20 protein-coding genes are annotated in these 16227 nt (G+C 60.6%); 3 read left to right on the top strand and 17 right to left on the bottom strand.

Going from position 1 to position 16227, the window contains the following annotated elements; all coding sequences use genetic code 11:
- Positions 1-10: 10 nt before the first annotated feature.
- From KQI84_09085 to KQI84_09075, 3 genes are all read right to left on the bottom strand, one after another.
- Positions 11-1114: a hypothetical protein gene (locus KQI84_09085; protein MCB2155029.1), complete on the bottom strand. Its 1104-nt coding sequence runs from the start codon at positions 1112-1114 to the stop codon at positions 11-13.
- The gene (smpB, locus tag KQI84_09080) at positions 1111-1578 is read right to left on the bottom strand and encodes an SsrA-binding protein SmpB (GenBank protein MCB2155028.1); all 468 of its coding nucleotides are present in this window, start codon (positions 1576-1578) and stop codon (positions 1111-1113) included. Before smpB ends, KQI84_09085 begins: the two co-directional genes overlap by 4 nt.
- 66 nt (positions 1579-1644) lie before the next feature.
- Positions 1645-2226: an NAD(P)H-dependent oxidoreductase gene (locus tag KQI84_09075; GenBank protein MCB2155027.1), complete on the bottom strand. Its 582-nt coding sequence runs from the start codon at positions 2224-2226 to the stop codon at positions 1645-1647.
- Between the two features lie 323 nt (positions 2227-2549).
- Here KQI84_09075 and KQI84_09070 point away from each other — a divergent pair, with 323 nt between their 5' ends.
- Together KQI84_09070 and KQI84_09065 are read left to right on the top strand one after the other, a co-directional pair.
- On the top strand, positions 2550-2843 hold the full coding sequence (locus KQI84_09070) for a PUR family DNA/RNA-binding protein (protein ID MCB2155026.1): 294 nt from the start codon (positions 2550-2552) through the stop codon (positions 2841-2843).
- Between the two features lie 57 nt (positions 2844-2900).
- The gene (locus tag KQI84_09065) at positions 2901-3701 is read left to right on the top strand and encodes an SAM-dependent chlorinase/fluorinase (GenBank protein ID MCB2155025.1); all 801 of its coding nucleotides are present in this window, start codon (positions 2901-2903) and stop codon (positions 3699-3701) included.
- 12 nt (positions 3702-3713) lie between these two features.
- Here the strand turns inward: KQI84_09065 and KQI84_09060 are convergent, their stop codons facing one another.
- The 5 genes from KQI84_09060 to KQI84_09040 form a co-directional block, all read right to left on the bottom strand.
- The gene (locus tag KQI84_09060) at positions 3714-4298 is read right to left on the bottom strand and encodes a prepilin-type N-terminal cleavage/methylation domain-containing protein (protein ID MCB2155024.1); all 585 of its coding nucleotides are present in this window, start codon (positions 4296-4298) and stop codon (positions 3714-3716) included.
- A 77-nt stretch (positions 4299-4375) separates the two neighbouring features.
- On the bottom strand, positions 4376-4714 hold the full coding sequence (locus KQI84_09055) for a hypothetical protein (protein ID MCB2155023.1): 339 nt from the start codon (positions 4712-4714) through the stop codon (positions 4376-4378).
- A gap of 15 nt (positions 4715-4729) precedes the next feature.
- On the bottom strand, positions 4730-5026 hold the full coding sequence (locus KQI84_09050; protein ID MCB2155022.1) for a hypothetical protein: 297 nt from the start codon (positions 5024-5026) through the stop codon (positions 4730-4732).
- Between the two features lie 85 nt (positions 5027-5111).
- A complete protein-coding gene (locus KQI84_09045) occupies positions 5112-5516 on the bottom strand; it encodes a TRL-like family protein (protein MCB2155021.1) in 405 nt (134 codons plus the stop codon).
- A gap of 110 nt (positions 5517-5626) precedes the next feature.
- Positions 5627-6214: an inorganic diphosphatase gene (locus tag KQI84_09040; GenBank protein ID MCB2155020.1), complete on the bottom strand. Its 588-nt coding sequence runs from the start codon at positions 6212-6214 to the stop codon at positions 5627-5629.
- 205 nt (positions 6215-6419) lie between these two features.
- Between KQI84_09040 and KQI84_09035 the strand changes: the two genes are divergently transcribed.
- A complete protein-coding gene (locus KQI84_09035; GenBank protein ID MCB2155019.1) occupies positions 6420-7796 on the top strand; it encodes an ABC transporter substrate-binding protein in 1377 nt (458 codons plus the stop codon).
- On the opposite strand, the gene pyrE is transcribed toward KQI84_09035, so the two are convergent.
- From pyrE to KQI84_08990, 9 genes are read right to left on the bottom strand one after another with little or no spacing between them, the layout of a single operon-like run.
- Positions 7771-8394: an orotate phosphoribosyltransferase gene (gene pyrE / locus KQI84_09030; GenBank protein MCB2155018.1), complete on the bottom strand. Its 624-nt coding sequence runs from the start codon at positions 8392-8394 to the stop codon at positions 7771-7773. The two genes, KQI84_09035 and pyrE, sit on opposite strands and share 26 nt — an antisense overlap.
- Positions 8381-9190, bottom strand: a complete 810-nt coding sequence (gene pyrF / locus KQI84_09025) for an orotidine-5'-phosphate decarboxylase (GenBank protein ID MCB2155017.1) — start codon at positions 9188-9190, stop codon at positions 8381-8383. Before pyrF ends, pyrE begins: the two co-directional genes overlap by 14 nt.
- A complete protein-coding gene (purE, locus tag KQI84_09020) occupies positions 9183-9692 on the bottom strand; it encodes a 5-(carboxyamino)imidazole ribonucleotide mutase (GenBank protein ID MCB2155016.1) in 510 nt (169 codons plus the stop codon). The genes pyrF and purE overlap by 8 nt, the downstream gene beginning before the upstream one ends.
- On the bottom strand, positions 9689-10678 hold the full coding sequence (purM, locus tag KQI84_09015; GenBank protein ID MCB2155015.1) for a phosphoribosylformylglycinamidine cyclo-ligase: 990 nt from the start codon (positions 10676-10678) through the stop codon (positions 9689-9691). Before purM ends, purE begins: the two co-directional genes overlap by 4 nt.
- A complete protein-coding gene (locus tag KQI84_09010; protein MCB2155014.1) occupies positions 10668-12170 on the bottom strand; it encodes an amidophosphoribosyltransferase in 1503 nt (500 codons plus the stop codon). Before KQI84_09010 ends, purM begins: the two co-directional genes overlap by 11 nt.
- Positions 12170-14404, bottom strand: a complete 2235-nt coding sequence (purL, locus tag KQI84_09005) for a phosphoribosylformylglycinamidine synthase subunit PurL (protein ID MCB2155013.1) — start codon at positions 14402-14404, stop codon at positions 12170-12172. The genes KQI84_09010 and purL overlap by 1 nt, the downstream gene beginning before the upstream one ends.
- A complete protein-coding gene (purQ, locus tag KQI84_09000) occupies positions 14398-15072 on the bottom strand; it encodes a phosphoribosylformylglycinamidine synthase subunit PurQ (GenBank protein MCB2155012.1) in 675 nt (224 codons plus the stop codon). The genes purL and purQ overlap by 7 nt, the downstream gene beginning before the upstream one ends.
- Positions 15069-15341 carry a phosphoribosylformylglycinamidine synthase subunit PurS gene (gene purS, locus KQI84_08995; protein MCB2155011.1) on the bottom strand — a complete coding sequence of 91 codons (273 nt, stop codon included), beginning with the start codon at positions 15339-15341 and terminating at the stop codon, positions 15069-15071. Before purS ends, purQ begins: the two co-directional genes overlap by 4 nt.
- Positions 15338-16225 (bottom strand): phosphoribosylaminoimidazolesuccinocarboxamide synthase, encoded by an 888-nt coding sequence (locus tag KQI84_08990; GenBank protein MCB2155010.1) that lies wholly within the window; start codon positions 16223-16225, stop codon positions 15338-15340. The genes purS and KQI84_08990 overlap by 4 nt, the downstream gene beginning before the upstream one ends.
- Between the last annotated feature and the right edge of the window lie 2 nt (positions 16226-16227).

Below are 16227 nucleotides of genomic sequence, written 5' to 3'. Positions count from 1 at the left end.
TTGCGAACTCCTATTCGTCTTCCAGCGCGCGTTCGATGTCTTCCATCAGCGATTCCGCCTGCCCGCGGATGATGGAATTCTCATCCTTCTTAGCCAGGTACTTCATGTCCTTGCGGGCTCTCTCGGGATCGGCACCGGCGTAGTACGTCATCGCCGCGCGGCGAATGTCCAGATCCTCCAAGGGATCCATCGAGATCTCGCGCAATTGCGGTGCCATACCCGGCCCGAGATTGCGCAATCTTTCGCGACCGGCGTAGCGGCGATCGTAATTCTGGGAATCGCGAGTCGCACGCAGCGCGCCCCTCAACGTTTCAAGCGGCAGGTCCGTGCGTTCCAATCCGCGATCGCGTCGGCGCAGAATCTCCGCGCGAACGGGGACGAACTTGGTCCCCTCGGCCTCGTACCATTGGCGCAACTGCTCGACGGCTTCACGGCGCCGGGCGATGGGCGAGACGCTCGTAATATCGTAGTTCCGCCCAGTCAGGTAATACACGTGGGCGAAGACCATCGCCAGCGCCGGATCCTCTGGATTGCGCGTCGCCACAACAAGCGGCAGCAGCCCGCGCGAATCGCCCAGCAAGCCCAACGAAACCGCGCCCTCGGAAATCATCAGGGGGTCCGTGTACTCGCGCATCGCTTCCAGGATCGTGTCGGCGGCCTGCGGATCGCCGATCAGCCCAAGTGCCACGACGGCGTTCTTGCGCAGACCCCGACTGTAACGAGCTGCCAGAATATCGGCGTCGTGCACCGGCATCATTTCCACATCGAGGCGAATCGTCGCCAGCACACCCGGCGGCAAGTCGCCCGCGGCAATCTGCATCAGAATCGGAACGCCCGCCTCCGACTGCGTCAGACCGAGTTCTTCGACGGCCTTGTTTGCGACTTCGGATTTCACGATCGGTTCCGTGGGAAGACCGCGCTGAATGGCCGCGTCGGAAAACCCCTTCTTGAGGAAAGCAATCAAGTCCGGCGCTTTCGGATTCACGCCATGGGAGATCAGAACTGGCCGGCGTTGATCGCGCGTCTCCTGTTCGGCGCGCTCGATCACGGGATCGCCGGCGGTCAGAGCCGTCGCGCAGAAAAGCAGCAGACATAACAACGCCAGGCGCTTCATCGGACTTTGTACTCCCGTTCGAGTTCCCGCTTGATCTGGCGCTCCTTCAGATCCTGGCGCTTGTCGGGAGCCTTTTTACCGCGGGCCAGGCCGATCTCGATCTTCACGTGGCCGCGATCGCTGAAGTAAACCTTCAGCGGCACCAGGGTCATGCCTTTCTGCGACACGGCACCGGCAAGCCGATCGATTTCGCGCCGATGCAGCAGCAGCTTCCGATCGCGCACGGCCGGTTCGACCCATGCGGATGCTTTCTCGTAGGGAGTGATGTGCATTCCCACCAACCACATCTCGTTGCCGCGCGGCACGATGTAGGCCTCCGCCACGGAGCCCTTGCCCTCGCGCAACGATTTCACTTCGCTGCCCGCCAGCACGATCCCCGCCTCGATGCGGTCCGTGATTTCAAACAGGTGGCGTGCCTTCTTGTTCTGCACGACCACCCGATTCTGAGATTTCTTCTCTGCCATTGGTGTGTCTCCCCCGAGATGCCAAGCACTGGACCGGCCGCGCCTGCAAGGGGTTAGTCGCCCTGCCTACTCGTCGCCGTCAAACTCCACCAGCTCGGGATTGGCCCGCAACATGTGCGCGTACTTCACGACATCCACGCCGACGCGCTCGACGCGCTGCTGGAGTTTCTCGTCCTTCAGGCTGCCGTCTTCCGCAAATGCCTGGTATGACGCGCCGATCGCCGCCTGGTGCGGAACCACCCATGCGTGCACCCATCGGCAAATGATCCGCAGATGATTCAGCGCGTTCGAACTCCCCTGCCCCCCCAGCACGCTGACAAGCCCACAGACCTTGCCCTCCATCTCGTTGAAGCTCAGCAGGTCCAGCGTGTTCTTCATCACTCCGGAACACGAACCGTGATACTCCGGCGTGGCCAGGATCACCCCGTCGGCCGCCTTGATCAAAGCGCGCAATTCGACGGCATTCGCGTCGTTCTCATCGAGATGATGCCCGTCGCAGAATGGGAGGGGATTTTCGACCTGATCGAAGTACTCGACCTCGGCCCCTGCCTGGCGGGCACTCTCCAGCGCGATTTTCAGAGCTTTTGCGGCATAGGATCCGGGGCGGAGACTGCCGCACAGGCCAATGATCTTGATTGGGGGTGCCATACATTCTTCCTGAACCAAAGTGTTGGGGCCTCCGGCCTCTAGGGGACGGTAAGCACCAATCGGACCGATCCGCCGAGTTGTCCAGATCTTGGGGCGGCAAAGCATGCAAATATGGCAATTCCAGCGATCCTAACGAAAATCGGCTTGATTTCCAAACCCACGGAGAGGAAGTCTGCAGCGTACCTGACAGACTTTGGGACCCCCGCTCGTGCTTGGTCCACGCGTAGTATTCGAGGGAAGGTGTGTCTTTGGGAGATGGTCTACTCGCGCGGTCTTCGTATCGCATACGTGGGAGTTGAGATTTGTATCCGAGGGGAATAGTCATGCCGAATTACGAAGAGCTCTTCACTCGAAGGTTCGGAGGGGGAAAGCGGACCTATTATCTGGACGTGAAGAAGGACACGAACGGAGAAAAGTACGTCGTCATCAGCGAGAGCACCCGCAAGGATGGCGACAAGAAGCTGCGGAATCGCGTGATGGTCTGGAAGGAAGACTTCGAGATTCTGTTCGACTGCCTGCGGGAAATGGAATCCTACCTGGCAGACGAAATCGAGGCTCAGCGCTCCCGCCACGAGATGGCTGCGGAGATGGCCGCCCCGACCGAGGTCGCGCACTAAGAAGACCGCTCCGACGCTTGACTGCAAGATGCTCCTGACGGCTTAATGCCCCAGACGATGCGACCGGTATTTATTCTGACAGATTTCGGCCTTCAGGATGCCTTTGTGGGCATCATGAAGGCCGTTGTTTTTCGACTCTCCCCCGAATCGCCTATCTTTGATCTCACGCACGCCGTGCCGCCCCAGAATGTGCAGTGGGGCGCCTTGGTGCTGGAAGACGCTCTCCCCTACCTTCCCGACAACGCCGTTGTGTGCGCGGTCGTCGACCCGGGTGTCGGCAGCCAACGACAGGCCATCGCTGTCGAAGTCGGCGGCCGATCCCTGATCGCGCCGGATAATGGTCTGCTGTGGCCGGCCCTGCAGCGCACCGGCGAACCCTTTCACGCATTTGCCCTGAAGCCCGGACAACACATTCGGCCGCAGGACTCCGCAACGTTTCACGGACGAGACGTCTTCGCGCCGGCGGCCGCACTTCGCGCTGCAGGTGTGCCCGCCGAAGAAATTGGAACACCAATCGAAGAGATTCAACGACTCGAGTTCCCTCAGCCCGAGGCGGATGGCGAAGGCGCGCTGCGTTTGGCGGTGCTGGCGATTGATCACTTCGGAAATCTGACACTGAATCTGCGAAAAGACAACGTCCCGGAATGGCTCCGAGAAGAGAGCGCAACATTCTCCATCGCCGGTGTGACCATCCGGGGCATCCGCCGGACGTTCGGCGACGTGGCTCCGGGCGATGCGGTCGTCTACTGGAACTCCGCGGGCCGGCTTGAAGTCGGCGTCAACCGCGGCAGTGCGTGCGAGTTCTTCGCCGTGAAACCCGGTGCGAAGATCCTGATGAGCAATGAAGAGAGCGGGTAGTCTGCGCTTCCCTCAGGGAACAACAATCGCAGTCCTGACGATGTCGCCGCGGGAAATGGTGCCGTTTGTCGGATCGTAGATCATCGATGGCGCAGCCGAAAGACCCACCGTCATGAAGTCGTTGCGCACGCCGTTCGCCTCATTCTCGCCATCGGGCCCGCGGCTACGCAACATCCAGCGATGCGTGTCCTTCGCCGGCGCCAGCGCGTGCGTGTCGGGGAAGCTCTTGAAGTTCGTCCAGGACACCCACTGCTCCGAACCGCCCTGGCCGAGAATGTCGCCCTGGTAGAACGGATCGCGCGACGGGATGCTCGTGATATACGCCACCGGCGTCGTCAGCGGCACGTAGCGATCCGGATAGGCAATCTCTCCGCCCGCGCCGGTCTTGTGCGGCGGGTAGGCATTGTGATCGACGCCGTAGGATTCAATCGCAGTCGCCAGCGTGCGGATGTCGGCCTTCACACGGCTCGTCTTCGCGCGTGTTTGTGCTTCGAGAAAGTTCGGCACCGCGATCGCCGCCAGAATGGCAATAATCGCCACAACGATGAGCAGTTCAATGAGCGTGAAGCCGCGGCGGCTTCCGAGGTATCGTTTCATTCGACTGGAACCCATTTCCCAAACTGATGCGAGAAGGTACGAGAGCAGCGGCATTCAGATCAAGGGAGACCGGAGAATCACTTGGGCCTGATCTTGTTCAAGTGCTCTCGCACTTTCTCCTTCGCTTCATCCGACTGGCGGGGATCGCGCTCGGCGACGTCCAGATACTTCTCCCACGCCGCGATCGCCTTTGCACCGGAACCGTGGAGCTTCTCCTCGGCCACGGCAAGGTTGTAGAAGTTCCCAGCCAGTGTCGGATCGAGCCGCGTGCCGTAGTAGAACATCAGGCGCGCAGTCTCGACGTCGCCGTTCTCAAACTCGATGCTACCCTCGAGGAACAGGCCCTCGGCGGCGGCGGAGTCCTTCATGTGAAAGAGGATCTTGAAGAGATGCCGGAATCTTGGAACGTAAGCCAACGGGGCGCTCCGGCGTCAGGGGGCCTGGCCCAGCAATTCCTCGGTCGCCACTTCCTCGCTCAGATCGTCCAGATACAGGTCCTTCTGGAGTTGATAGCGGAACTGCCGACGCTCGCAGGCGGCCCACTGCAAGTCTTCCATGGCCTGTTCGACGCGCTGGTAGCTGCCGGTCTCAAGGTAAAGCTGCTTCATCGCGCGATACCGCCCAATCGACAAGTAGCATCGATTGGTGGAGTACCAGGAGCAGGCGGACATGCTGCCGGCGGCGAGAGTCAAAACGAGGATCGTGGCAAGAATGCGGAGTGGCTTCATGGAAAGAGACGAGTGGAGAGTGGAGAGTGGCGAGCGGCCGAGAGCCGCCCGCCACTGGTGATTCGAATCTAGCGAACTTGAGGCGTTACTTCCACTTCACGCCCCAGCCGGTCAGCACCGTGTCGACCCGCTGGTAGATGAAGAGAATGTTGCTGTAACGCACATCGACGCGGACGTTCATCACGTCGTCGCATCCCTGGTCGCGAGCCTCGGCGAGGAGAGTTTCGTAACCGTTATCGCCGGTCGTGAACAGGCCGAGAATCGAGGAGCTGGTGCCCTCGGCCATAACCATGGACTTGATCTCGAAATCATCGGTCGTCAGCGTATACTGGGTGCTGGAGGCGTTGGCCGCGGGGTACACCGTGTCTTCGGTGTAAACGAAACCTGGCCCGGCACCGCTGGGGCCGAAGGAACCGATTGTCAGGCTACAGCCCGTCAGTGCCGTAACCGACAACGCAATCAGGGCCGTCAAAATCATTCGACGGGGCATGGGGAACCTCCGTAGTGGGCTTTCGATCCTACGAATGTCAAAGTAGGAACGCCCCGGTTTCGGCTCAACGGTTTTCTTCCGGTATGGCGCGGGCCGGAGGGTTCTGCGGCCTAAGTCAGAGACTCGCTCACCTCGGAATCCATCGGGTCCTCGGGGGTCTCCTCGGCCGGCTCCGGATGCATGTCGGCGTACAGCTTGATGGCGTGCATGATCTGCTCGTGGGCCAGACCAACGTCCTCCCAACCCAGGGACAAGGTGCGGTGGCCTTCCAGGTCCTTGTAAACGCTGAAGAAGTGAGCCACTTCTTTCAGGTAATGCGGCGGTACATCCTTGAGATCACGGAACTTACCGAAATAAGGATTTCCAGCCGGAACGCAGACGATCTTGTCGTCGTTGGCGCCCTTGTCCAGCATGCGGAATATCCCGACGGGCCGGGCGGCGACAATGCAGCCGGTGAACGTGGGTTCATTACAGATGATCAGGGCATCCAGCGGATCGCCGTCGTCGTAATGCGTCTGCGGAATCAGCCCATAATCGCCCGGATAAATCATCGGCGAGAACAGCGTCCGGTCCAGCCGGAACATGCCCGTGTCCTTGTCGAGCTCGTACTTATTGCGGGAACCCTTTGGGATTTCCACCAGCACATCGATCAGTTCCGGTGGATTCTGGCCAGGGGCTAAGTCGTGAAGAGGGTGCATGACGCGTCTAAAGTGCCTTTCGTGGTGCGTGATTTTCCGATCGTGGAATAGGAAGCGAAATCCGAGCCGCGGATTGGGCCGAAGATTCCACCGCGAAAGCCAAAACGCGCGGTAATCTCCCTCAGATTTGACTTGGCATCCCCCCGGCAAGGCCCTTTGATCACTCCGTGATAGTGGGAGTTCCAAAGGGAGTTCGACAAAGAAAATGAAACGCCGATTGATGATTCTGCCCATCGCCCTGGTGCTGCTCGCACTGGCGGGGCTGACTGTTTCCTGTGAGCAGGCAAAAGCCGAGACCCGTGAAGACGGGAAGATCGAAGTTGAATTCTGGTACGCGGTTTCGGGCAAGCAGGCCCGCTCGCTGAACGAAATCGTCGATGCCTTCAACGCCGAACAGGACAAGTATGTCGTTAAGGCCATCTATCAGGGCAGCTACCAGAGCCTGAACCAGAAGCTGATCGCATCGCTTTACGCCGGTCGCCAGCCGGCGGCCTCCATGATGTACGAATCGTGGACGACGCGCTTCCTGCGGTTCGGATGCCTCCAGCCGGTGCAGACCTTTGTCGAGCAGGACGAGACGTGGGGTGAAGAAGACCTGAACGATCTGTTCCCGGCATTCCGTCGCGACAACATGTATCGCCTGACGAAGGAGGGTGATCTCTATCATCCGGACCCGGAAGGCGAAATGACCCTCGCGACCCTCCCATTCAACAAGTCCCTCTACGTCCTTTTCGTGAACAACGACCTGATGAACGAGGTGGGCTACGACGAGCCGCCGAAGACCTGGGATGAGATGAAGGATCTGGCCCAGCGCATGACGAAGCGCAACGAAGCCGGCGAGATCGTGCGCTACGGCTTTGCCACGCGCCCGATGATCGAAGCCTTCACAACGGTGCTGTTCGCGGCCGATGGCAACTACATGGACGAGAACAATAAGAACTTCACGTTCACCAGCGCGAAGGGCGAAGCAGCTCTGCAGTTCCTGGTCGACCTGGTGATTGGCGAAAACGCGTCCGGTTACATCGAGTCCGACTATCTCTCTAATGTGTTCGGCCAGGGGACGATCGGCATGTACATCGGCTCGACAGCGGCGTTCCCGTACAACGACTCTGGCGTCGGCAACAAGTTCATCTGGCGCGCGTACGGCGTGCCCGCGATGGAAGGAGTAGAAGGCAAGACGCTGTCGCAGGGCACAAACGTCGGCATCTTCCGCCAAGGCTTCAACGGCATGGGCAAGAACTCCGAAGAAGTCCAGCGCGGCGCGTGGGAATTCCTGAAGTACCTCTGCGAGCAGGATGTCACCGTGAAGTGGGCCATCGACACGGGCTACATGCCCGTGCGCCGGTCCGCGGCCGAAGCACCGAAGATGAAAGAGTACTTCGAGAAGAACCCCAATTTCCGCAATGCGTTCGAGCAGTTGGAAACGGCACAGTTCGAGCCGAAGCCCATCTGGTGGGACAACGTCCGCACCATCTTCCAGCGCGAAATCGAAGGCGTCCTGAACGGCCGCCGCACCACGGAAGAAGGCCTGGCGAAAGCACTCGAGAAGAGCAAGATCATCCAGAAGACCGCGGGGCAGTAAGTCCCCGCGAACCTGGCTTTTGCGTTGGTTGGCCTGCGCGGCAGAGGGGGCATTCCTCGGCCGACCAGGTTGGAATTTGCAGTGCCGCCCAACTGGTGACGGGCACACCGGGCCGGAACACTCCGCCTGAGCGATCGAGCACGAGCGCGATTCCCACAACCTCGGCTCCGGCGGCCTCGGCGATTGCCTTGAGCTCCAGCACGCTGCCGCCGGTTGTCACGACATCCTCGCACAATAACACGCGTTGCCCGGGTTCGATCGCAAAGCCTCGGCGCAGCGTCATCTTGCCGTCCACGCGTTCGGCGAAGAACGCACGCAGCGCCTTCACCTGCCGCGCCATCGCATCACACCACGGAATTCCCCCTACGGCAGGACTAAAGACAACGTCGATCTTGCCGGATGGCAAGCGCTCGGCCACTTCCCCGGCTAGTCGATCCGCCCACGCGGGATTTTCGAGCAAGCGCATCGCCTGAAAATAAACCGAGGAGTGCCTTCCCGAAGTGAGTGCGAAATGCCCGTGGGTCAGCGCGCCGCTCTCTTGCATCAAGTCGTGCACAGCGTCGGGCAACGCGGCGGTGTTGTCTTCAAGCTCCGGCATCGTTGATGGCCTTTCGCAGGCGGTCGGCCTCTGTGCGTGCGGCGTCGGCGAAATCACTTCCGCAGCCGGCGTAGAGAATCGACCGCGATGCATTGATGATCAATCCGGGACCGCCACCACCTGCCCGCATCGTCCTTGCAAGATCGCCGCCTTGCGAACCAACGCCGGGTGCGAGGATCAAACGCTCGGGCGCAAGCGTGCGGATTTCCTTCAGCTTCTCCGGCCGCGTTGCTCCGACCACCAGGCCGACATTCGGATTCGTCTCCGCCCAAGTGTTCGCGAGGCAAGCGATACGTCCTGGCAAACCTGCGGGAATCTGCAAATCGTCTGCACCTGGATTCGAGGTCAGGCACAAGACGATCACCCCGCGGTCCTTGTACTCAAGGAACGGTGCGACACTGTCGCTGCCAAGCAGCGGATTTACGGTCACCGCATCCGCGCGGATGACGTCGAAGACCGCCTCGGCATAGGCGCGCGCCGTGCTGCCAATATCGCCGCGCTTTGCATCCAGGATCATTGGAATCGCGGACGGAATCATCTCGCGAAGTTCCTGCAGCAACCCGAACCCGTCGGCACCGAGGCGCTCGAAGAAAGCCGCGTTGGGTTTGTACGCGCAAACCAGGTCGGCGGTCGCCTCGATGATTCGCTGAAGAAATGCGCGCACTCCGCCGGCGTTATCGGGAAAGCCACCCGGCATGTGACCCGGGATGGGATCGAGCCCGACGCACAGACGGCTTTCGTTTCGCTCCGCGCAGGAGAGAATGCGCTCGACAAAACCGGGGACGAAATCACTCATCGCGCGGCAATTCCTGGTCGTCGCGGAAGATGTTTTCGCGCATGGCCTTTCGATCGGCGAGAAGGCGTGCGCGGAGCTCCTCGTCGCTGCGCGACAGAATCTGCGCAGCGGCAACAGCGGCGTTCACCGCACCGGCGCGGCCGATTCCGACGGTTAGAACCGGCATGTTTGGTGGCATCTGCACCGTGGAAAGCAGCGAATCGATGCCATTCAGCGGCGCCGCATCGATCGGAATCCCTATCACGGGCAGAATCGTCCGCGCGGCGACTGCACCAGCCAGATGCGCCGCCATTCCAGCGGCCGCGATGATGAGCTCCACGTTGTTCGCTTCCGCCTTCGCGATCAGCTCCTCGACGTACTCCGGCGTGCGATGCGCACTGGCAACGTGAACAACATAAGGGATTCCGAGGCTCTTCAGACGATCCGTGCAACCTTGCATGACGGGCCAGTCACTCTTCGACCCCATCATCACAAGAACGCGTGCGTTGGTGAAGCCGTTCATCCATCGACTCCCTTCAGGTGGACTCTCCCGGTGCCCGCGAGCGTGATACCGATCACTTGCGCGGGCGCCTCCTCCTGCAGGATCGGAAGCAATCGCTCTGCGTCGTCCGCTTCCACAATAAGGCACATTCCAATGCCCATGTTGAACGTCTTGAACATCTCCGGCGCATCGATTCCGCCACGTTGCTCGATACGATCGAATACCTCCGGCCGCTTCCACTGCTCCGGATCAAGTAGCACATCCACGTTCTCTGGCAGCGCACGCGCCAGGTTGCCCGGTAATCCCCCGCCGGTGATGTGAGCGATCCCGCAAATCGGAGCGGCCTGCAAGGCGCGTTGAATCGCGCGAACGTAGATGCTTGTTGGAGTCAACAAATCGCGCGCGACGTCCTCATCGGACTCGTATTCCGGCAAAACCTTGCGTGCGAGACTCAACCCATTGGAGTGAATACCAGAGGATGACAGGCCAATCACAACCTGGCCTTCCCGTACTCTTGATCCGTCAACCAAAGCCGCACGATCAACGATGCCAACGCCAAAACCCGCGACGTCGAAATCGCCTGCTGGAAAGAGCCCTGGCAACTCGGCCGTCTCTCCGCCCAGCAACGTACATCCCGCCAGATCGCAACCGTGGCGCAAGCCGCGCAAGATTGCGTCTGCGTCCCCGCTTTCGAACTTCCCGAGCGCCAGATAGTCGAGGAAGAACAGCGGGGTCGCTCCGCAACAAATCAAGTCGTTCACGACCATCGCGACACAGTCGATGCCGATCGTCGAAAGGTCACCCGCCGCGCGCGCCACGAGCACTTTCGTTCCTACGCCATCCGCGCCGGAAACAAGGCACGGTTCCTTCATGCCGCCGATGATGTTTCCGAGCGGAAACAGTCCCGCAAACCCGCCGATTCCCGGCAGGTCGCGCTTCAGCGAATCCAGCCATGCGTCGCACGCCGCGATGTTCACGCCGGCGCTCTCGTAGCTACTAGACGACATGATGTTCCTTTGCACAGGTATTTCCGTTCGGTTGCCACTGCGTGCGCGGATCGTCTTCCTCGAACGTCTCCTTCGTCAGATTCTCTGGCCGCACCGTCGGATACTTGCCGGTGAAGCACGCCATGCACCAACCCTCGGTCTCGCGAACCGCGCGCGTCAGCGCGTCCGGCGTCAGGAATCGCAACGAATCGCAGCCGATCTGGTCGCGCATCTGCTCGACCGTTGCGTTGTTGGCCATCAGCTTACGCTCGTCCGGCGTGTCGATCCCGTAGAAGCACGCATGCCGCCACGGCGGCGCGGTAATGCGGAAGTGCACTTCCTTCGCGCCCGCGTCGTACAGCATTCGCGCGATCTTGCAACACGTCGTGCCGCGCACGATCGAGTCATCAATCACGGCCACGCGCTTTCCTTGGATGATCGATCGCACGGGATTGTATTTCAGCTTCGCGCGGAAATCGCGAATGATCTGATGCGGCTCGATGAAGGTGCGGCCAATGTAGTGATTCCGGATCAGCCCCATTTCATACGGGATCTTCCCGGCGCGGGCGTAACCCACCGCGGCGGCCGTCGAACTGTCCGGGACACCCATCACTACATCGACGTCCGCGGGCTGCTCGTGCCAGAGCTCAGCCCCCAGGCGCTCGCGCACTTCTTGAACGTGCCGGCCGTCCACGACCGAATCCGGGCGCGAGAAGTAGACGAGTTCAAAGATGCAGTGAGCCGTTTCTTTCCGCTCAAGCAAAGGCAGACTGACAGGCTCCTCGCCCGGCGCGATTCGAATCACTTCGCCTGGCTCCACGTCGCGGATCAGCTTTGCATCCAGCAGATCGAACGCGATCGTCTCACTCGCAACGACGTGCGCACCGTTCGGCAATTGGCCAAGAACCAGCGGCCGGAAGCCTCGCGGATCGCGAACAGCGTAAAGAACATCGTTGTGAAGCATCACGAGCGAGTACGCGCCCTCGACCAGCGGCAGCGCATCGGCCAGGCACTCCTCGATGTCCGCATGTCGAACGTGTGTCAGTTGATGCAAAATCGCTTCAGAATCGATCGTCGTCTGGAAAATCGCCCCGGCCTGCTTCAGATCCTCACGCAACTCGCGCGCATTCGTCAGGTTTCCATTGTGCGCGAGGGCCACTGGGCCAAATCGAAGCGACGATGCAAGCGGCTGGGTGTTCGCGGGAATCGGCTGCCCGGTCGTCGAGTACCTCACGTGGCCGATCGCAACCTCACCTTCCAGGTGAGCAAGATCCTCTTCCGTGAAAATCTCCCGAACAAGGCCCAGGCCGCGATGAATCGAGTGGCGGATGCAACCATTGCCGTTTCGCGAGGCGGAGACGATGCCCGCGGTTTCCTGTCCTCGATGCTGCAGGGAATACAGACCGAGACATGTCAACTTTGCGGCCTCGGGATGGCCGACGACTGCGCACACGCCACACTCTTCGGTCGGGCGCTCGTGCAAGTAAGTAGGGACGGAGTTGCGAGTTGTCATCAGCGCAATCCTTCGAAGGGCTTGGTTTCGTGGGCTCTGCGAAGTTCATCGATCGTGATTTCCGCCTGCTTGCCAAGACGAAGCGCCTCGGCGGCGACTTCGCCAATGACAGCACATGGAACGCCGACCTCGTCGGCCATGCGTTGAATATCGCCGACCTTTTCTTTCGAGCCCGACAGAATAATGCGCGGCGGTAATTCGCCAAAGAACCACGTGACCGGAGCGACTGAATTCGGCTGTTCGATCCACGCGCCGAGTTGATGTGGAGAGCTCAGACAGCACTCCGCCAAAGCAACGGCCAGTCCGCCTTCGGTGACATCATGTGCGGAATGAACCAGGCCTGCGCGGATCGCCTCCAGGACGATTGCTTGCAGCCGCGCTTCCTCTTCCAGATCAAACGCGATCGAACCGCCGATCGGCGGCTTGCCGGGCATGTCCGGTCCGAGAGTGAGCTTCGCAAACTCGGATCCATCGATCGAAAGCGGCCGAGCGCCGAGCAGCAGAATACTGTCGCCCTTCTGGCGGAATCCACTGCGCGTGATGTGGGCGGCATCTTCGATCAAGCCAACCATACCAATCATCGGCGTTGGCGGAACGGCGATGCCATCGTGCTCGTTGTAGAGCGAAACATTTCCTCCGGTGACCGGAACGTTGAGGCGCCGGCAGGCATAGCCCATCCCGGCGACGCAATTCTTGAAGGCGCCGAAGATCTTCGGCTTCTCCGGTGACCCAAAATTCAGACAGTTTGTCAGCCCAACCGGCTCTGCGCCCACGCAGACGAGATTGCGCGCCGCTTCACTGACGGCCAACTGTCCGCCCAGTCGCGCATCACGCGCCACCCAACGCGCGTTGCCATCCCCGGTCACCGCAATGAACTTGTCCGCGTGTTTCCCTTCGCCGCGAACGCGCAGAACCGCCGCATCCCCATCGCCGGGGCGGACGACGGTGTTCGTCTGGACCATGTGGTCGTATCGCCGCCATGCCCAGCGCTTCGATGCCACGGTGGGCGACGCGAGCAACCGCAACAACCACTTGCCGACGCTGGCGCGCTCGACGGTCGGGATTGTCGGAACGGGCTGTGGAAGAATCGGATCGTCAGATTCCGGATGATAGACTGGCGCCTCCTCGGTCAACGGCGCGGCCGGGATGTCGGCCACGATACCCCCACGGTGACGTACAACCATGTGGCCGCTGTCGGTCACTTCGCCGATCACAACGCCGCCACATTCCCAACGCTCGCAAACCTCCAGCGCTTCTGAGACTCTCGCCGGCTCGCAAACGGCCAACATGCGTTCCTGACTTTCGGAGAGCATGATTTCATACGCGCTCATCGCGGCAGCGCGCTGAGGGACCTTGTCGAGATCGATGTCGATGCCGGTCCCTGCACGTCCCGCCATTTCGCAGGTCGAACATGTCAAGCCCGCAGCACCCATGTCCTGGATGCCGACGACGAGTCCGCGCTCGATCAATTCGAGCGTCGCCTCCAGGATCTTCTTCCCCATGAAGGGGTCGCCCACCTGCACGGCGCCGCGACGCTCCACGGCTTCTTCGTTCAGTTCTTCGCTGGCAAACGTGGCACCGTGAATGCCATCACGTCCGGTTGGCGACCCGAAGTACAGCACCGCGTTGCCAGCACCAGTAGCCTGGCCGCGCGCAATGTCTTCGGACTTCCCAACACCGACGCACATCACGTTTACGAGGATGTTCCCGGCATATCCTGGATCGAATGCGATGTCGCCCGCAACGGTCGGTACGCCGACGCAATTGCCATAACCGGCGATGCCCTCGATCACGCCATCAATCAGGTGCTGCATATTCGGATCATCGGGCTCCCCGAAACGCAGATTGTTCAACATCGCAATCGGCCGCGCACCCATCGTGAAGATATCGCGCAGGATTCCACCGACTCCCGTTGCGGCACCCTGATACGGTTCGACGGCCGAAGGGTGATTGTGGCTCTCCATCTTGAAGGCCACACAGACTCCGTCCCCAATATCAATGATTCCTGCGTTTTCCCCAGGACCGACGAGAACGCGCTCGCCCTGTGTCGGCAGCGTCTTCAATACAGGCCGCGAGTGCTTGTAAGCGCAATGCTCCGACCACATGACGGAGAAGATCCCGAGTTCCACGATTCCGGGCGTACGGCCCAGGATCTCGCAGATGTGGTCGTACTCCTCCGGGCGTAACCCGTGAGTCGCGACGATTTCCGGTGTGATTTCAGTCGCTGTCAGCAAGTCGTCGATACCTCTTGAATGTTGGCGAGAGACTCAAACACGCTCCGTCCTTCCGTTCCGCCCAGGATGGCTTCGCACGCACGCTCGGGGTGCGGCATCAGTCCGCAAACATTGCCGCGGTCGTTCATGATGCCCGCGATATCGTTCAGAGAGCCGTTCGGATTCTTGCCGGCGTAACGGAATAGAACCTGGCCTTCGCCTTCGATCCGCACGAGCGTTTCGGCATCCGCGAAGTAGCGCCCTTCGCGATGAGCGATCGGCATCCGAATGCGATCGGGACAGGCGGACGTGAATGCCGTGTCGCGACGTTCGACTTTCAGGTCAACGTCCTCGCAGCGAAACACGAGTCCGCGATTGATTAGCAATGCCCCCGGCAGAAGCCCAGATTCGCAGAGAATCTGAAACCCGTTGCAGATGCCGATCACGTGGCGCCCTTCATCGACGTGACGACGAACGCCTTCCATCACCGGAGCCAACGCGGCCAGCGCCCCGGCGCGCAAGTAATCTCCGTGGCTGAACCCGCCGGGCAAAATCACAAGATCGAGATCGCGCGGAAGATCATCGCCGTGCCAGCACGCAACTGTCTGCCAGCCCATGATGCGTTCGCTGGCGTCCAGGCAATCGCGATCGCAATTCGATCCGGGAAAAACAACGATGCCTGCCTTCATAGTTGCTCCTGCAGCGTGAACCGAAACGCCTCGACGTTCGGATTGGCGAGCACGCGATCGGCCAACGTCTCGACGGCTTTCTCCGCGGCGTCGCGCGTTGCAGCGTCCACGGCAAAGCGGAACACGCGTCCGACGTGAATTCCTTCGAACTGCACGCCATTCTCCGTGAGTTGCAGGCGCGACAGTGCACCTTCAATGGCCTGCCCCTGAGGATCGGCCACTTCCTTCTTCGGCATCACAATCACTTCGGCATCGAAGCGAGAACTCATACGGGCAACTCCTTGCCAATAATGCGCTCGGCGATTTCGCGATAGCGAGCGCTGGTCTGTGCAATCACATCCGCGGGAAGCTCCGGCGCGGGCGGTTTCTTGTTCCAATCGGTGCGTTCGGCCCAGTCACGAACGAATTGCTTATCCATCGAAACCGGATTGCCATCCTCCCCCGGAATCAGAAACCGAGAAGAATCCGGCGTGAGGGCCTCGTCAATCAAGAGGACTTCTCCATCCAGCAAACCAAACTCGAATTTTGTGTCAGCAAGCGTGATCCCAACACCCTTCAGTCGGTCCCGCGCAGCGGTGAACAGCCGAATGCTGGTTTCGCGTAATGTTTCCGCCAGTTCGCGCCCCACGATGTCCGCCATCTGTGCGAATGTCACGTTTTCATCGTGCCCGGCATCGGCCTTTGTGGAAGGCGTGAAGATGGGCTCCGGCAGTTGATCGTGCAGCTTCAAGCCCGGCGGCAAACCGTGTTCCTGGATCGCGCCGCGTTGGCGGTATTCTTTCCAGCCGCTTCCTTCCAGGCTGCCGCGCACGATGCACTCGGCCTTGATCGGTTCGCACTTCTCGACACGCAACGATCGGCCGAGCAGCGCATCCGCGTCCGGTGTCAGCGCATCCAGAAACTCGCGCGTCGCCGGCTCGATCAAGTGATTCGGCACAATGTCGCCGAGGGTCTGGAACCAATGCACACTCAGCGCGGTCAGCACGCGACCCTTCCCAGGAATCGGCGATGGAAAGACGACGTCGAACGCGCTCAGGCGATCGGTCGTCACCATCAGGAACTCCGTGTCGAGATCGTACATGTCGCGCACCTTGCCAGTGTGTGCGGGCGCGATTCCGGGCAGACTCGATTGTAGCAACGTGGATTCAGCCATGG

It is taken from the genome of bacterium (assembly GCA_020444065.1).
In the GTDB taxonomy this organism is placed as follows: Bacteria; Sumerlaeota; Sumerlaeia; order SLMS01; family JAHLLQ01; genus JAHLLQ01.
The sequence above is the reverse complement of the archived record's forward strand: the minus strand, read 5'-3'. Positions and strand labels throughout refer to the sequence as shown.

Bases quoted from the DNA above. Each gene is read 5' to 3' on its own strand.
- KQI84_09085 (MCB2155029.1), bottom strand. From the start codon at position 1,114: ATGAAGCGCCTGGCGTTGTTATGTCTGCTGCTTTTCTGCGCGACGGCT.
- smpB (MCB2155028.1), bottom strand. From the start codon at position 1,578: ATGGCAGAGAAGAAATCTCAGAATCGGGTGGTCGTGCAGAACAAGAAG.
- KQI84_09075 (MCB2155027.1), bottom strand. From the start codon at position 2,226: ATGGCACCCCCAATCAAGATCATTGGCCTGTGCGGCAGTCTCCGCCCC.
- KQI84_09070 (MCB2155026.1), top strand. From the start codon at position 2,550: ATGCCGAATTACGAAGAGCTCTTCACTCGAAGGTTCGGAGGGGGAAAG.
- KQI84_09065 (MCB2155025.1), top strand. From the start codon at position 2,901: ATGCGACCGGTATTTATTCTGACAGATTTCGGCCTTCAGGATGCCTTT.
- KQI84_09060 (MCB2155024.1), bottom strand. From the start codon at position 4,298: ATGAAACGATACCTCGGAAGCCGCCGCGGCTTCACGCTCATTGAACTG.
- KQI84_09050 (MCB2155022.1), bottom strand. From the start codon at position 5,026: ATGAAGCCACTCCGCATTCTTGCCACGATCCTCGTTTTGACTCTCGCC.
- KQI84_09045 (MCB2155021.1), bottom strand. From the start codon at position 5,516: ATGCCCCGTCGAATGATTTTGACGGCCCTGATTGCGTTGTCGGTTACG.
- KQI84_09040 (MCB2155020.1), bottom strand. From the start codon at position 6,214: ATGCACCCTCTTCACGACTTAGCCCCTGGCCAGAATCCACCGGAACTG.
- KQI84_09035 (MCB2155019.1), top strand. From the start codon at position 6,420: ATGAAACGCCGATTGATGATTCTGCCCATCGCCCTGGTGCTGCTCGCA.
- pyrE (MCB2155018.1), bottom strand. From the start codon at position 8,394: ATGCCGGAGCTTGAAGACAACACCGCCGCGTTGCCCGACGCTGTGCAC.
- pyrF (MCB2155017.1), bottom strand. From the start codon at position 9,190: ATGAGTGATTTCGTCCCCGGTTTTGTCGAGCGCATTCTCTCCTGCGCG.
- purE (MCB2155016.1), bottom strand. From the start codon at position 9,692: ATGAACGGCTTCACCAACGCACGCGTTCTTGTGATGATGGGGTCGAAG.
- purM (MCB2155015.1), bottom strand. From the start codon at position 10,678: ATGTCGTCTAGTAGCTACGAGAGCGCCGGCGTGAACATCGCGGCGTGC.
- KQI84_09010 (MCB2155014.1), bottom strand. From the start codon at position 12,170: ATGACAACTCGCAACTCCGTCCCTACTTACTTGCACGAGCGCCCGACC.
- purQ (MCB2155012.1), bottom strand. From the start codon at position 15,072: ATGAAGGCAGGCATCGTTGTTTTTCCCGGATCGAATTGCGATCGCGAT.
- purS (MCB2155011.1), bottom strand. From the start codon at position 15,341: ATGAGTTCTCGCTTCGATGCCGAAGTGATTGTGATGCCGAAGAAGGAA.
- KQI84_08990 (MCB2155010.1), bottom strand. From the start codon at position 16,225: ATGGCTGAATCCACGTTGCTACAATCGAGTCTGCCCGGAATCGCGCCC.